24 protein-coding genes, 2 tRNA genes and 1 pseudogene are annotated in these 12,585 nt (G+C 61.2%); 19 read left to right on the top strand and 8 right to left on the bottom strand.

The window, feature by feature from the left end; genetic code table 11:
- Window positions 1-283: 283 nt before the first annotated feature.
- The 3 genes from AB4Y32_RS25390 to AB4Y32_RS25380 all read left to right on the top strand — a co-directional run bounded on the left by AB4Y32_RS25390 (window position 284) and on the right by AB4Y32_RS25380 (window position 2,081).
- Window positions 284-370, top strand: a tRNA-Leu gene (locus AB4Y32_RS25390).
- 233 nt (window positions 371-603) lie between these two features.
- Window positions 604-690, top strand: a tRNA-Leu gene (locus AB4Y32_RS25385).
- 89 nt (window positions 691-779) lie between these two features.
- Complete coding sequence (locus AB4Y32_RS25380; RefSeq protein ID WP_368723986.1) at window positions 780-2,081, top strand: DUF6538 domain-containing protein; 1,302 nt, start codon at window positions 780-782, stop codon at window positions 2,079-2,081.
- Window positions 2,082-2,117: 36 nt separating this feature from the next.
- Here the strand turns inward: AB4Y32_RS25380 and AB4Y32_RS25375 are convergent, their stop codons facing one another.
- The 5 genes from AB4Y32_RS25375 to AB4Y32_RS25355 form a co-directional block, all read right to left on the bottom strand.
- A complete protein-coding gene (locus AB4Y32_RS25375) occupies window positions 2,118-2,345 on the bottom strand; it encodes a hypothetical protein (RefSeq protein ID WP_368723985.1) in 228 nt (75 codons plus the stop codon).
- Window positions 2,345-2,902, bottom strand: coding sequence for a hypothetical protein (locus AB4Y32_RS25370; protein WP_368723984.1), 558 nt, complete (start codon window positions 2,900-2,902; stop codon window positions 2,345-2,347). The genes AB4Y32_RS25375 and AB4Y32_RS25370 overlap by 1 nt, the downstream gene beginning before the upstream one ends.
- Window positions 2,899-3,387 (bottom strand): lysozyme, encoded by a 489-nt coding sequence (locus tag AB4Y32_RS25365; protein WP_368723983.1) that lies wholly within the window; start codon window positions 3,385-3,387, stop codon window positions 2,899-2,901. Before AB4Y32_RS25365 ends, AB4Y32_RS25370 begins: the two co-directional genes overlap by 4 nt.
- A 2-nt stretch (window positions 3,388-3,389) precedes the next feature.
- Window positions 3,390-3,836 carry a hypothetical protein gene (locus AB4Y32_RS25360; RefSeq protein WP_368723982.1) on the bottom strand — a complete coding sequence of 149 codons (447 nt, stop codon included), beginning with the start codon at window positions 3,834-3,836 and terminating at the stop codon, window positions 3,390-3,392.
- Window positions 3,837-4,541: 705 nt separating this feature from the next.
- A complete protein-coding gene (locus AB4Y32_RS25355) occupies window positions 4,542-4,880 on the bottom strand; it encodes a hypothetical protein (RefSeq protein ID WP_368723981.1) in 339 nt (112 codons plus the stop codon).
- On the opposite strand from AB4Y32_RS25355, the gene AB4Y32_RS25350 reads away from it, so the two are divergent.
- Complete coding sequence (locus tag AB4Y32_RS25350) at window positions 4,867-5,328, top strand: hypothetical protein (protein WP_368723980.1); 462 nt, start codon at window positions 4,867-4,869, stop codon at window positions 5,326-5,328. The genes AB4Y32_RS25355 and AB4Y32_RS25350 overlap by 14 nt on opposite strands.
- A 367-nt stretch (window positions 5,329-5,695) precedes the next feature.
- Here AB4Y32_RS25350 and AB4Y32_RS25345 read toward each other — a convergent pair whose 3' ends face one another.
- The 3 genes and pseudogenes from AB4Y32_RS25345 to AB4Y32_RS25335 all read right to left on the bottom strand — a co-directional run.
- Window positions 5,696-6,316 (bottom strand): phage adaptor protein, encoded by a 621-nt coding sequence (locus tag AB4Y32_RS25345; protein ID WP_368723979.1) that lies wholly within the window; start codon window positions 6,314-6,316, stop codon window positions 5,696-5,698.
- 3 nt (window positions 6,317-6,319) lie between these two features.
- Window positions 6,320-6,613: a hypothetical protein gene (locus AB4Y32_RS25340; protein ID WP_368723978.1), complete on the bottom strand. Its 294-nt coding sequence runs from the start codon at window positions 6,611-6,613 to the stop codon at window positions 6,320-6,322.
- A gap of 116 nt (window positions 6,614-6,729) precedes the next feature.
- Window positions 6,730-7,296: pseudogene (locus tag AB4Y32_RS25335) on the bottom strand (SU10 major capsid protein); the annotation flags it as partial.
- 206 nt (window positions 7,297-7,502) lie between these two features.
- Between AB4Y32_RS25335 and AB4Y32_RS25330 the strand changes: the two are divergent.
- The 15 genes from AB4Y32_RS25330 to AB4Y32_RS25260 all read left to right on the top strand — a co-directional run bounded on the left by AB4Y32_RS25330 (window position 7,503) and on the right by AB4Y32_RS25260 (window position 12,583).
- Complete coding sequence (locus AB4Y32_RS25330) at window positions 7,503-8,102, top strand: hypothetical protein (protein WP_368723977.1); 600 nt, start codon at window positions 7,503-7,505, stop codon at window positions 8,100-8,102.
- Window positions 8,103-8,132: 30 nt separating this feature from the next.
- Complete coding sequence (locus AB4Y32_RS25325) at window positions 8,133-8,276, top strand: SU10 major capsid protein (RefSeq protein WP_368723976.1); 144 nt, start codon at window positions 8,133-8,135, stop codon at window positions 8,274-8,276.
- 381 nt (window positions 8,277-8,657) lie between these two features.
- On the top strand, window positions 8,658-8,918 hold the full coding sequence (locus AB4Y32_RS25320; protein WP_368723975.1) for a hypothetical protein: 261 nt from the start codon (window positions 8,658-8,660) through the stop codon (window positions 8,916-8,918).
- A complete protein-coding gene (locus tag AB4Y32_RS25315) occupies window positions 8,915-9,103 on the top strand; it encodes a hypothetical protein (protein WP_368723974.1) in 189 nt (62 codons plus the stop codon). Before AB4Y32_RS25320 ends, AB4Y32_RS25315 begins: the two co-directional genes overlap by 4 nt.
- Before the next feature lie 25 nt (window positions 9,104-9,128).
- Window positions 9,129-9,311 carry a hypothetical protein gene (locus AB4Y32_RS25310; RefSeq protein ID WP_368723973.1) on the top strand — a complete coding sequence of 61 codons (183 nt, stop codon included), beginning with the start codon at window positions 9,129-9,131 and terminating at the stop codon, window positions 9,309-9,311.
- Window positions 9,308-9,463 (top strand): hypothetical protein, encoded by a 156-nt coding sequence (locus tag AB4Y32_RS25305; protein WP_368723972.1) that lies wholly within the window; start codon window positions 9,308-9,310, stop codon window positions 9,461-9,463. Before AB4Y32_RS25310 ends, AB4Y32_RS25305 begins: the two co-directional genes overlap by 4 nt.
- A 24-nt stretch (window positions 9,464-9,487) precedes the next feature.
- Entirely contained in the window at window positions 9,488-9,715 is a 228-nt protein-coding gene (locus tag AB4Y32_RS25300) for a hypothetical protein (RefSeq protein ID WP_368723971.1), read from the top strand.
- Window positions 9,712-9,864, top strand: coding sequence for a hypothetical protein (locus tag AB4Y32_RS25295; RefSeq protein ID WP_368723970.1), 153 nt, complete (start codon window positions 9,712-9,714; stop codon window positions 9,862-9,864). Before AB4Y32_RS25300 ends, AB4Y32_RS25295 begins: the two co-directional genes overlap by 4 nt.
- Window positions 9,861-10,040 carry a hypothetical protein gene (locus AB4Y32_RS25290; RefSeq protein ID WP_368723969.1) on the top strand — a complete coding sequence of 60 codons (180 nt, stop codon included), beginning with the start codon at window positions 9,861-9,863 and terminating at the stop codon, window positions 10,038-10,040. The genes AB4Y32_RS25295 and AB4Y32_RS25290 overlap by 4 nt, the downstream gene beginning before the upstream one ends.
- Window positions 10,037-10,576 carry a hypothetical protein gene (locus AB4Y32_RS25285; protein WP_368723968.1) on the top strand — a complete coding sequence of 180 codons (540 nt, stop codon included), beginning with the start codon at window positions 10,037-10,039 and terminating at the stop codon, window positions 10,574-10,576. Before AB4Y32_RS25290 ends, AB4Y32_RS25285 begins: the two co-directional genes overlap by 4 nt.
- Window positions 10,576-10,902 carry a hypothetical protein gene (locus AB4Y32_RS25280; protein WP_368723967.1) on the top strand — a complete coding sequence of 109 codons (327 nt, stop codon included), beginning with the start codon at window positions 10,576-10,578 and terminating at the stop codon, window positions 10,900-10,902. Before AB4Y32_RS25285 ends, AB4Y32_RS25280 begins: the two co-directional genes overlap by 1 nt.
- Window positions 10,902-11,207: a hypothetical protein gene (locus AB4Y32_RS25275; RefSeq protein WP_368723966.1), complete on the top strand. Its 306-nt coding sequence runs from the start codon at window positions 10,902-10,904 to the stop codon at window positions 11,205-11,207. Before AB4Y32_RS25280 ends, AB4Y32_RS25275 begins: the two co-directional genes overlap by 1 nt.
- Before the next feature lie 22 nt (window positions 11,208-11,229).
- On the top strand, window positions 11,230-11,409 hold the full coding sequence (locus AB4Y32_RS25270; protein ID WP_368723965.1) for a hypothetical protein: 180 nt from the start codon (window positions 11,230-11,232) through the stop codon (window positions 11,407-11,409).
- Window positions 11,410-11,525: 116 nt separating this feature from the next.
- Complete coding sequence (locus AB4Y32_RS25265; RefSeq protein WP_368723964.1) at window positions 11,526-11,777, top strand: hypothetical protein; 252 nt, start codon at window positions 11,526-11,528, stop codon at window positions 11,775-11,777.
- Window positions 11,778-11,785: 8 nt separating this feature from the next.
- Window positions 11,786-12,583 (top strand): tyrosine-type recombinase/integrase, encoded by a 798-nt coding sequence (locus tag AB4Y32_RS25260; RefSeq protein ID WP_368723963.1) that lies wholly within the window; start codon window positions 11,786-11,788, stop codon window positions 12,581-12,583.
- Window positions 12,584-12,585 lie beyond the last annotated feature (2 nt).

Raw genomic sequence — 12,585 nt, 5'->3', positions numbered from 1 at the left:
GACTGCAACTGCACTCGTGACTGCGACTGCTCTTTCTGACGGAAGACGACGGCGCGGCCCCAGTTGCCCGTCATGCGCGCGACGGGCCCATGCGCCGTGCCAGCTTTCTATTGCGGGGATTCTAACACCCGTCTTGCCCGCCACGCGCCGCCCGGCGGGCGATTGCGCGACATGCGGGCGGTGTGTTCATCCGCATCGCGCGTGCCGCGCACGCGTTTTCGAGAAACGCTTGACACGGTTCTTCGACACGCTATAATCTCTGTCTCTGCTTCAAACGCACCTTGCCCAGGTGGCGGAATTGGTAGACGCACTAGGTTCAGGTCCTAGCGGTGGCAACACCGTGGAGGTTCGAGTCCTCTCTTGGGCACCAGATTCAAATGAAAGCCGCCTTCGGGCGGTTTTTCATTGTTGTGAGAGCAGCGGCTTTGTGCTGCGGTTCCTGAACCGCTCACGATGAGCTGTGGAAGTTGCAGGCCGGTTGGTCACCGGGTCGCATCGAGTCATTTGATGCGCGAACAACCAGGCGAAAAGATGAAGCGTTTTTCGAAATACCGATTGACACGCAGATTCTTCTCGCTACAATAGCGGTCTAGCTTGAGACGTGCCCAGGTGGCGGAATTGGTAGACGCACTAGGTTCAGGTCCTAGCGGTGGCAACACCGTGGAGGTTCGAGTCCTCTCCTGGGCACCAGGTCTCGGCTGTAACCCGTTGTTTTCCTTGTAGATAAAGGATCTCGGGGCTATGATGGGTACCTCACCCGGTACCTCAGGTGGTATCTCATGGCCTCATTCCGCGACGGTCCCCTGACCATGAAACTGCAGTATTGCCGCAAGAAGGGCAACCTGCTTTTCTTCCGCCGACGTGTCCCTCTCGATTTGCGTGAGCAACTCGGCAAGGACTACTTTGTCGCGTCCCTCGGTACCGCAGACCCCCGCGAAGCCCTCCCCCTCATCCGTGCCTGGCTGAAGAAGACCGACAAGGAATGGGGCGAGCTACGTTCCCCTACCCGCGCCGGTACGCTCCAGCGAGCCCGTCAGCTACTGGCTGAGTACGGCGTCGACCCTGTGGCACCCGCTGAGGGACCCCTGTGGGCCTTTGAGGACGTGCTTGCGGAGACCCAGGGGGACCGCGATGTGCTACCCGAGCCCCACAGGACCGCGCTACAGGTCCTCCAAGGCGTCCGTGAGTTTACGCTGGAGGATGCCATCGACGAGTACGTCGCAGCCCGCCCTGGGGACGCTACGCGAGCCGAGAGGGCATTGAGGTACCTGAAGAGTTACCTCGGGGGCGACCGGGATATCCGCAAGCTGCGGCGCGTCGACGTCAACGGTTTTGTACAACACCTCCTCGGTCAGGACATGTCGACCACGACCGTCCAGCGCTACCTCACCCCGCTGAAGGCCGCTTTTGGCCGCGCGATCCGCGAGAACGAACTGAAGTGCGAGAACGTGTTCGCCCGCGTCGAGATCCCTCAGATGGGCAAGGACAAGGTCGACCGGGAGGTGTTCACCCTCGACCAGTACCGTGCGCTCGATGCTGCGCTGAACGCCCACCCGCAGGACACCTTGCGCAGCATCCTGCTCGTTGTGTCGGAGACCGGCGCACGGCTGGCAGAGATCGTCGGGCTCGCGAAGGCCGACCTGAAGCTCGACGCCACCCCACCCCACATCGCCCTGAAGCCCCACCCCTGGAGGCCCCTGAAGACCCCGGGGAGCACCCGCAAGATCCCGCTGACCGACAGGGCCCGGGACAGCCTGAGGGCCGCCAAGGAGCGCACGTCGGACCACGTCCACCTCTACCCTCAGTACTCTACCGCCGAGGGCACCCGCACGGATTCCGTGAGCGCAGCGCTGGTGAAGTGGGTGCGGACGCGCGAGGGCCTGAAGGACACCCGGCTGGGCAACCACTCGCTGCGCCACGGCATGAAGGATCTGCTGCGCTCGATCAAGTGCCCCGCTGAGGCCGCCGACCAGATCATCGGCCACGCCACCCCCGGCATGGGGGCCAACTACGGCGAGGGCTACCCGCTGGAAATGCTGTACGCCTGGATCATCGCAGCGAACGCGAAAAAAACCCCCTAAGGAACCCGTGAGGGCCCTTAGGGGGTTTTTTGCCGGTCAGTGCAGCACCAGCTTCGTGATCACTTCTTTGACGCCGAGCCAGTTACACGCGGCGAACAGGCCCGCGCCATACAGGGCCCACTTGATCTGCAGCAGGATCTTCTCGATGGCCTTGAGGGACTCACCGAAGGTCTCCTGCGTCTTCTTCAGCGCCTTGATCTCGGTGTCCTGCGCGTCCGCGCGGAACTCCAGCTTGGCGACGCGATTGTTGAGGGCCTCTTCCATCACACCCCCACCGGCTGCGCTTGCGCGATCATGCGCGTCTTGTCGTTGCTCGCGAGCGTGTCACCGAACCAGAAGTGGACAGAGACCAGCCACGCGGTGATGATCGACCCGAGGGACGTGAAGAAGGCCTCCTTGTTTGCCTCAGGAACCGTCGAGAAGAACAGCATCCCCACGAGGACCGTAACGGCTGTGGTCAGGAATCCCGTAAGAGCCGCAGGGACCCACGAGCGCGTCGCGGTCAACATGCTGCGGGCACTCTGGACATCCTGTACGCGCAGCGCTGCGATGGACTCTACGTCCTTGTACCCGAGGGACGCCATCTGAACCTGGAAGTCCTGATCGGCCTTGCGGACGTTCGCGAGTTGCTCAGGTGTGGCCCCGCTGATCGCCGCCGCCACTACGTCCTGACGGTCGTCTGTGGAAGCATCGGAGCCCGGAGTAATCCCGAAGACCTTCTCAAGGGCAGTGACGCCCATACCCGCCAAGGGGCCACCGACACAAGTCGCGATGGTCGGGGCAAGGCTGGCTACTACGTTCTTTACGCTCGCCCAACTCATGCTGCTACTCCTTCGGGGTTCGTCGGTGACCCCACCGTGAAATTTGCGCCGAGGAGGAACTCAGCCATCTCGCCCGAGCGACGATGGACCAGCCCAGCCAGCACCTTGCCAGCCGCGAGGTTCCACTTGGGGAACTCGTCAGCGGCACCTTGAATGTCTCCCGCGTTCAGCTTCTTCAGGAGGGTTGAATGATCGAAGTTGCCGGTGCCCACGTTGTACGTGAAGGACACCAGCGCTGCCGTCTCTTCGTCCGAAAGAGGTATACGAACTTCGGACGTGATGTGTGCCCCGAGGGCAGTCACGCGCTCCTGTAGATCAGCGTCCGCTTGCACCTGGGTCCATACGGTCCCCGGGCCGATCTTGGGTCCGGTCGCACCATAGCCAATGGTCCACGGCGCGGCACCGGTAGCAGGGTCGGGGTAGGCCTTGAGCTTGCAGCCTTCGAACTGCTTGATGAGGGAGCACGCGTCGTCAGACCATGCCATGTTTATGCTGCCTTGAAAGTTGTGAAGCGCTTGAGCGCGTAGTAGAGAGCGTTCGGGTCGAAGCGCCAGGCTTGCTCGAAGCCAAGGGCAGCACCCACGGCTTCACTGCAGAACTCCTCACGCTTGTTCTCATGGATCAGACCGACCACGAAGTGGGCATCACCCCACAGGTCGTACTTGTCCCCGGCGTGCTTGTCGAACCACGCGAGCGCTGCTACCTCGTCGAATCCTTCGAGGTCCAGAAGGTCCCATTGGGACGCATCGGAAAAGTTGATGGAGCCAGCGGATGTGAAGCGCACGCCGCCGTCCGTTGATGTGCTGGAGCCCGAGCGACCGTCGGAGAAGACCAGCTCGACGTGAGAGTACGAACCGTCTTCCCACGCGCGAATGCCGAAGTCAACGAGAGCCCCGAGGCCCGATGAGGAGCCCTTAAAGAAAGCTGCTTTCATGTTTCCTTGCTTATGCAGAGATGACGTTGACGATTCGTCGAGGATTCCCCGGGGTGTAGGCGATCAGGATTACTCCTTGGGCACCCGAGGGGGAATCGCCAGAGGCTGGTACACCACCACCACCCCCACCGTACAGCCCACCATGTCCAGAGGGCGCGGGGGCACTGAGCCCATTCTTTGCTCCTCCACCACCACCTCCACCAATCGTTCCGTTCAGGAAGTCCGTGCCGTTACCTCCAGCACCACCTGAACCGTTAGAGCTACCTCCCCCTGCACCGCCCCCGCCACCACCTTGGGACGTCGAAATACCGCCACCGTTACCACCTGGGAAGCTGCCGGTTCCTCCGGTACCTGCGGGAGAAACGGTATTGCCTGGTTGCCCCCCTCCGATACCTGCGCTAGCCGATGGTGATGTGCGTGAGCCCCGACCGCCTTGAGCGACGATTGCGCTGTTGTCCCACTTCGTTGAGGAACCGTCCCCGATGGTGGAACCGGCACCGACCTGATAGTTGATTACTGAGCCCGGGCCACCTACGGGATAGTTGTCCGCCCACCGGTATTCCCCGCCCCCACCCCCCATGCCGTTAGCCGCTGCGGCACCGCCTCCGATCATCTGGACCTTGTCGAGGTAGCCGCGCGTGCAGTCGGCTGGCACCGTCCACGTAGAGGCTGTCGTTGCCGTGAGAACTACGAAGACTTGAGCCATCAGGAGTTCGTCCCAAGGAAGGTGACGCCGATATCGGACAGCGTTGCGTCAGCGGTTGCAGGGGCAACGATGCGGATCACGTCACCGAGAGCAAAGGTCACAGCAGAGGCGAACGTGAATGTGGCCGAGGTCGCGCCAGCGGCGAAGTTGAACGAACCGATTGCCGTGCCGTTCTTCGTGATCGAGAAGGTGGCGCTCGCCGTTGCAGCCACGTTGGACTTCGCGAGTGAACCAGCAAGGTTCGCGGGCCACGTGAAGACACGGGCCACGGTGAAGTTGAAGAGTTGCTCGGCAGCGGTAGCCCTGCCTTCGATGGACAGACCGATGTCGTACTTCATCGCGTTGGCGAGCGTCGCGGCAGCACTGGCCGCGCTGTTGGCCGCAGCCGTGGCACTGTTGGCCGCATTCGTGGCGCTCGTGCTGGCCGCCGAAGCGGAGCCCGCAGCAGCCGTTTGGGACGATGAAGCAGCGGAGGCGCTCGACGATGCAGCCGAGGCCGAGCCAGCCGCCGCCGTGGCAGAGTTAGCTGCAGCGGTCTTGCTGGACGATGCGTCCGAGGCACTCGAAGCCGCCGCCGTGGCACTGGAGGCCGCAGCGGTCTGTGAGGCTGAAGCGTTGGTCGCTGAGGTGGCCGCACCAGAGGCGCTAGAGGCCGCCGCCGATTGCGAGTTTGCAGCGTTGGTCGCCGAGGTGTTCGCGGCGTTCTTAGAGGCGAGCGCGTTGGTCTCGCTGGTCGAGGCGTTCGTTGCGCTGGTGGCCGCAGCCGTCGCGGACGTGGAGGCCTGAGCCGCCTGGTTGGTTGCCGTGGTCGCACTGTTGGCCGCAGCGGTCGCCGAGGCAGCAGCGTTCGTCACAGCCGCGTTCGCGTTGGAGATCGCCGTCTGAGCTTCAGCGAGCGTCGAGTTGGCCTGAGACGCGAGCGTGGCGACGTTCGACTCAGCCAGCGCAGCGTTGGACGCAGCAGCCGCAGCGGAAGCAGCAGCCTCAGTCGCTGCCGAGTTGGCCGAGTTGAGCGAGGCAAGCTGTGCTTCCAGCGTGTCGATCAACGCGTCCGTCGTGTTGGCCTCGGGAGGCGTCGAGGTGCCGTTGAAGAACCCCGAGGGGTTGTTCGTGGACTCGACCGTGTCGGTCGGGGCAGTAAAGAGACTGGTCATCAGTAGTCCTGGCAGTAAGCCGGTGCGATGGCCTGTGCCGACTGCTCCATGTCAGTCATACGGCCCTGCTCTTCGAGGTCGGCGTAGAGTTGTGCGAAGCGCGACTCGAAGGTCGGTGCGCGGTCATCCACGAAGTAGTCAGCGGCGTAGCTGAGGGCTGCGTAGATCAGGAGGTCAGCGGCGACGACCGTGAAGAAGTTGGTGTCGGTGTCGACGAGGAGTGAGGGCTGCGAGGCGTAATAGACCATCTGCACCGTCTGCCCCTGAGGCACCGTGGGCTTCACGAGGAAGGACGCGCCGACACGGCTGTAGTACCGGGGGTCACCCGCGCCCGCCTGAAGGAGCGGCAGGAAGTGCCCGAGGTCCTTGTTTTCCATGAGGGTGCAGCCCGAGTACAGGTACTTGAGGCTGAGGAAATCGCTGGGGATGACGATGGAGTTCGTCGGGGTGACTGCGGGGTCGTTGCCCGTGGTGAGACTGATCTTCTCCATGCCTGGGACGCGGAGCGTGCGCTCGATACGCGTTTGGGCCATGGTGATGAAGTCGTTCAGGAGAGCGTCGGTCGCATCATTGCGGTTGAGGATCGATGCGACCTTGCTGCGAATGGATGCGAGGTTCATTGCTTAGACTTCCTTCGCAGTCGACAGGAAGTACTCAAGGTTTTCGCTCTTGAGCTTCGCTACGGTCTTGCGGATGGGCTCTGCGAAAACGTCGTAGCCTTCACGCAGCCACTTGTCGACGATGCAGACGGGGATGGAAGCGACCTCCATGAACTCACGCTCACGAGCGGTGTGGGAGTTGAGTCGCTTTTCTTCGAGGTCCCTGAGGAGACTGTCGGGGATGACTTGATGCGTCTCGATGACGTGACCGTCCGTGTTGGACGAGACCGAGACTTGGACGGAATCGAGGTTTGCCATGGGGAATAAAAAGGCCCCACTGCGCGAGAGTGGACGCAGCAGGGCTGAAAGGAATTGGGAGAGCCCGCGAACGGGGCTCAGAGGGTGCTGCTAAGGGGCCCTTAGGACCCCGGGGATCACGGCACCAGCGGGTTCAGACCCGTGAGGCCCTTGATGAACGCCGACGCGCCATCGTTCAGGTGCTTCAGCGAGAACTCGCCGACGATCTGTTGACGGTGTGCATCACCCGTCACAGCCAGCGGGATGCGAGTCCACGGACGGAGCACCGCGACCTTCCAGTAGCTCGGGTCGAACAGCAAGCACGAGTCGGCCTTCATGAAGCGGTTGATCACGACCTTCTGCTCACCGAACGGCGAGACATACAGGTTGACCACGTTCACGACGGTCTTGGCCTTGTCGCCGTCGAACGTGCGGTAACGACCAGCCGCAGCCGTGAACCCAGCCACGATGAGCGAGTCAGCGGGCTTGATCATCAGCACCTTGGCTTCACCGCCGCCCTGGTACAGGTTCTGGTTCGCCGTGAGGATGTCGTTTTCCGACAGGGCCTGAGGGGTACCCGTGTGGTCGATGGTGTTCGCCGCAGCGATCAGGGGGTTACCCGCAGCACCGTTGCCGAACGCGTTGCCGAACGCACGCGCCGTGGTCTCGTTACCCACAGCGGCGTTCTGCGCCTTACCAACGAGGTGGTATTCGAACTGTCACGACGACTGTGTCATGTCGCTTGCGATTGCTAACTTTATCCACGAAGGTCACTTTACTCCAGTTGAGAGTACGGATGACTTCTACCTTGAAATGATCTAATGGCTAAGGCTTCCAAGAAGTTCAAGCCTGTGTCGGATTCGGAACTGCTGACTCTCGTTGGTAAGTACGCTCAGTCGAACGCAAGAACGTGGAAACGGCGAACACCAAGGCCGCAGCGCAGCTTGACCGTCTGTACAAGAAGGCGGCACAGCGCTGGGAGCCCTACGCGAAGATCGACATGCTGGTTGCCAGCAAGCAACTCGATGCCGACGCGTTCGCAGCCCTGCGTGCTGAGGCCCAAGCAGCCTACGACGACTATCGTTTCATCACCCAGGAAGTTGACGAGTTCGTGAAGACCGCGAACGACCAACGTCAACAGGCAATCAAGGCCCAAGCCGCTGAAGCGGTGAAGGTCCTGCAGGACAAGGTTCCCGGCTGGAACCAGAAGGTCTACGACGAAGTGCGTGCCTATGCGGAGTCCGAAGGTCTCCCGAAGGAAATCGTAGACGCCATCACCGACCCCACAGCCATCCGACTGATTCACAAGGCCATGCAGTTCGACAAGGCCAAGTCCGTGGTCACGAAGAAGGTCAACAAGACGCCGAAGAAGGTCATCAAGACGACCAAGGCAGTCACGACCAACGACGTGAAGGTCGACAAGACAGAGAAGGCGAAGAAGCGCCTCGCGCAGTCGGGCTCTACCGACGACGCCACGAATCTGTTCCTCGCACGCTGGGCCGCCGAGTAATCACATCACTCCATTCTTTAGGAAAACATAATGAGCGCTACCGCTTTCAAGACGTACGACCAGGTTGGTATCAAGGAAGACATCTCGGATGTCATCAGCAACATCTCGCCGACGACGACTCCGTTCCAGTCGATGATCAAGACGGGGCCCATGGAGACGTCCGCGCCGATGTAGTAGGACTCGCCGGGGTCAAGCTCGCGATAGACCAGGAGGTCCCCGCGTACGTTCTCGACCCAATCCTCGTTGACGAGGTGTTCGTCGAGGAGTACGGCAACTGTGTCCCAGGTGACCGTGGGACCGTGGAGGTCGTTGAGCCCGCAGACGCCTATCACAGCGACTCGAAGCAACTTCTGCACATAAAGGCCGACAACGGATCCCTCCCTTCACCCTTCGACTTCCGCGTCAAGCACGTGCCGACCTTCAAAGTCGAAGAGGCCCCGGCGCAGCCGAACCCTGTGAGGCCTTCGCTGAGGTCGAGGACGTCATCGAGCACCTCAACGCGCTGTACCCACCGAAAGACTAAACCTGAAATGACCTGACGCGAGAGTGAACCGCATGAATGACATCATCAAACAAGCAACCGAGTACGCCTTTGAGCGCGTAAAGAAAGGCTTCGAGTTCGAAGTCGAGCGAGCCACCTGGGTCGCCGTGATTGAAGTGGCCCCTCGGGCCGTAGCAGCGACGTTGGGTATTAGTTCCATCGGTGGCCATGTGGTCGTAGTGGCTGGCTGCGTCGCAGTACTTAGCTGTGTCGTGGTGTGTCGTCGTCGCGGTTCGCGCCCTCCCGTCCAAGAGGAGGTGAACGAGTACCGATGAGTGGACTGAAAGACATGAACGGCAAGCCCTTCACGGAGGGCTGCAGGTTCCTCAAGCCCTACAAGATGTGGGGCGACACCCCGATGATCGAAGAGCGCATCGCGCATATCCGTGACGGTAAGTTGTACTCGGAGGGCTCCAAGGTACCGATCAGATTTCCCGACCGCTGCTACATCCTGGACTGACCTATCAACTTTGAGAGGTAACCCGTTGGAAGACCTGTATTACAAGGGTGTAAGGGTGGCCCCAAGCTCCACGCTGGGCGTGCTCCTCACGCACCTGCATGAGACCGGCCCCAAGCTGACCGAGGCCACCCGCGCTGACATCCGCCGCCGCATCGAAGCGATCTTCCAGGAGTGCGAGCGCGAGTACCACCAGTGGGGCAACAGGTGAGTCCCGAAGACACCCGAGAAAAGCTAAAGATCCTTGAGGCCGAGGTCGCAATCCTGAAAGAGACGATCAAGAAACTCAGCCGCGAGCTTGCGAGCTTCATCCCGGCTGGGGCCTTCATCCAAGGACAGATCCTGTACGTGAAGCAACGATGAACGAACGTTTTGAGTGAGAGAGACATGGATTTGGATTCAATCAAGATCATGCTGAAGGCTACCGTCCTGACGCAACTGATGCACTCGCTGGCCGCGCAGGATAAGCATCCGACACCGGAGCAGGACGCAGTCATCCTGCGATTCAACGATGAACTGGACGCTGCTACAGCCGCTGGCAACGATGCGCTGGAGCAGCCCATCGAAGAGGTGTACCTGTCGCTCCTGTACGCCGTGGAGAGCCTCAGCGAATGAGCGACACCGTAACGATCTCCCGCGAGGAGTACGAGGAACTCAAGGCCGCGCAGTCGTGGCTCGATGCTCTCGAGTCCGCTGGCGTCGACAATTGGGAGGGTATCGACTTCGCCCGCGAACTCTACAACGAGGAGCAGGACGACGAATGACCCACCTAAAGATCCGCCACACCGACGGAAAAGGCTCGACATCCTTTAGCAGTGCTGAGTGGAAGTGGGATTTCTACGACAAGTATGTAATGGTCTGGAACGCGGATAAGTCAGTTAGCCACCGCTTCCCCTATTACAACATCTATCAGATAACAACCGAAGGAAGCATTTCGTGATCGCAAACATCCGTGCTCGCGTCGGCGAGTTCTTCGCAAACCTGTTCGGCAGCGTCGTGTTGGTCCTGACGCTGATCTTCGCCCTGCTCCTCGGGTCCTTCGGGACCGCTGAGGCTGCAGTCTTTGCGCGTGCCTACAGCGCCCCGCGCGTCTATGTGGCTCCCCGCGTGTACGTCGCACCGCGTGTGATCGTTCCGCGCGTGGTCCCTCGGGTCTACGTGGCACCGCCGGTCATCGTGCGCCCTGCCCGCCCTGTGATCATCGCGCCGCCCATCGTGCATTCCTACGTGGCCCCGGTGCCCGTGGTGGCCGCTCCGATTACCTCGGATGACGCCTACGTGGTCCTGTGGATCATCCTGGCCATCGTGATCGTCACGGGTGGCCTATACGGCGCGTACGTGTTCTGGCCGGTAGGCTGGGTCGGTGGTTTCGGCTGGGGCGGCTACGGGGACTACGGGCTCTATGGCTCGGTACTCGTCGACGCTGACTACGGGATCGACTCGGGCTACGGTGGCGACAGCTTCGGAGACTACTGATGATCATCGACTCTGAAGATGTATTGGGGCCCCTGATGTGGCTCGTGATCGTCATCGCGTGCCTCTTCGGGGTCTACAAATGCACCTCCTCTGACTGGTACACCGCGCAGCAGCGTGCTGAAGAGGCTCAAGCTGCCGCCGACGCAAGGCCGCACGTCATACGCGAGGCTGACGGCTGCAAGGTGTACGCGTTCAAGTCGGGCAGCGACTGGCACTACTTCACGCGCTGCGGCAGCGAGGTGTCGACCGAGCGCAACTGGTCCGAGCGCCACGGCAAGACGACCGAGCACAAGTCGGAGACCATCGTGACCGAGGGGAATAGCTGATGCGCACGTTCATGGACGACGAGCCGCGCGTCCGCATCCCGATCCGCAAGTGGGAGAAGGTCGACAAGGCAGCGTTCCACCCAGGGTCCCCCTCGTCCTCTGACTACTACCACGGGGCCGTCGACGAGGTCTACAAGCTGGAGGTGCTGATCAACGGCGAGATCCTGGCCTGTGACGTCAAGGTCCCCGCGTTCGCCCACCACAGCCGCGAGGGCCGCGAGCGTTTCCGCCAGTACGTGATCAAGTCACTGTCGCACCGGATCGGCGCAGTGATCGCAGACGAGATCCAGAAGAGCATCGTGTGATGCAGCAACCGTAGGAGAAGCAGTGGCAACCAGCAAGAGTGGCACGAAGAAGACCGGCAGCTTCCAGGGCAAGAGCAACGCCCTCGGCAGCGGAGGCCGCGCAGCACAGTTGAAGGCCCAAGGAGTCCCTGGGGGCGTGATCGGTGAAATCGCCCGCAAGAAGCAAGCAGCGCCAGGTCAGAAGAACTTCCACAAGAAGTAAGGTTTACCCTAAGTATTTCCCCTACCCGCTACGGCGGGTCTTTTTTCGCCACTGTATTGCACAACCTCGTACAGCGGTGTATTGTTCAGTCTAGAGTGTTTACTCGGGAGCAAGACATGAAGATGAAGACCCTGCTGATCGTCCCCGCCTTCTCCGACCAGGCCGGTCAGTGCCGCATCGTTGCCACCTACGGTTTCACGGGGCGCAGCGAACTGAAGGACTACCGCGAGAACCCCGAGAATTGGGCTGAGGTCGGCCTGATGACCTCCCGGGGAAAGCTGGTGTGCTACGACGGCACCCCTGAGGAGAACCTGTTCCTGAAGGCCTGTGAGCCGCTCGCCGCCGGTATGACGTTCAACTTCGTTTGAGGCGCGCCATGAAGACCAAGACTCCCGAGAACCTGTCGGAACTGCTGCGCGTAGCCGGTCGGGCGCTGTGGCGCGGTAAGGCCTACGAGTTGACCGCGTACCGCAACGTCGAGCACTTCATCAAGGTGGTCGGCGACCTCCCGCTGTCGGCTGTGAGGACCACCACCATCGACGACTTCGTGGACGAGATCCGGGGGACCGTCAAGGACAGCACGGTCAACCGCAAGCTGACCAACGTCCACTCGATCCTGAAGTACGCCCATGACCGCGAGTGGATCGCGAAGCTCCCGAAGTTCACCTGGAATCCCGAGGGTGACGGACGGGTCCGCTGGCTGACGCTGGACGAGGAGGAGCGCATGTTCCGGTTCCTCAAGGAATGGGGTGAGGACGAGGTTGCGCGGTTTCTCATCGTGCTGCTCGACACCGGCATGCGGAGGGGCGAACTGCTGAATCTCGAGCCCAAGGACGTCGACGGCCCGTGGGTACGTCTATGGGTCAATAAGACGGGTAAAGCCCGTTCTGTTCCCCTTACTGAAAGGTCACAACGTGAGCTAGCTTATGGACTTCCTTTCAAGCTTGACGAAAGGAAATTGAGAACCGTGTGGGGCAAGCTGAAAGCAGCGATGGGCCTCGAAGACGACGAGGACTTCGTGCTTCACGCGCTGCGCCACACCGCTGCAACGAGGACCCTGGCCAAGACCGGCAACATCGCGATGGTCCAGAAGCTCCTCGGACACAGAAAAATAGAGACGACGCTGCGATACGCCCATATAAGTGATGAAGATCTGCTCGCAGCCGTTCGTTAGTC

Source organism: Paraburkholderia phymatum, from assembly GCF_040965635.1.
GTDB lineage: Bacteria > Pseudomonadota > Gammaproteobacteria > Burkholderiales > Burkholderiaceae > Paraburkholderia > Paraburkholderia phymatum_B.
The sequence above is the reverse complement of the archived record's forward strand: the minus strand, read 5'-3'. Positions and strand labels throughout refer to the sequence as shown.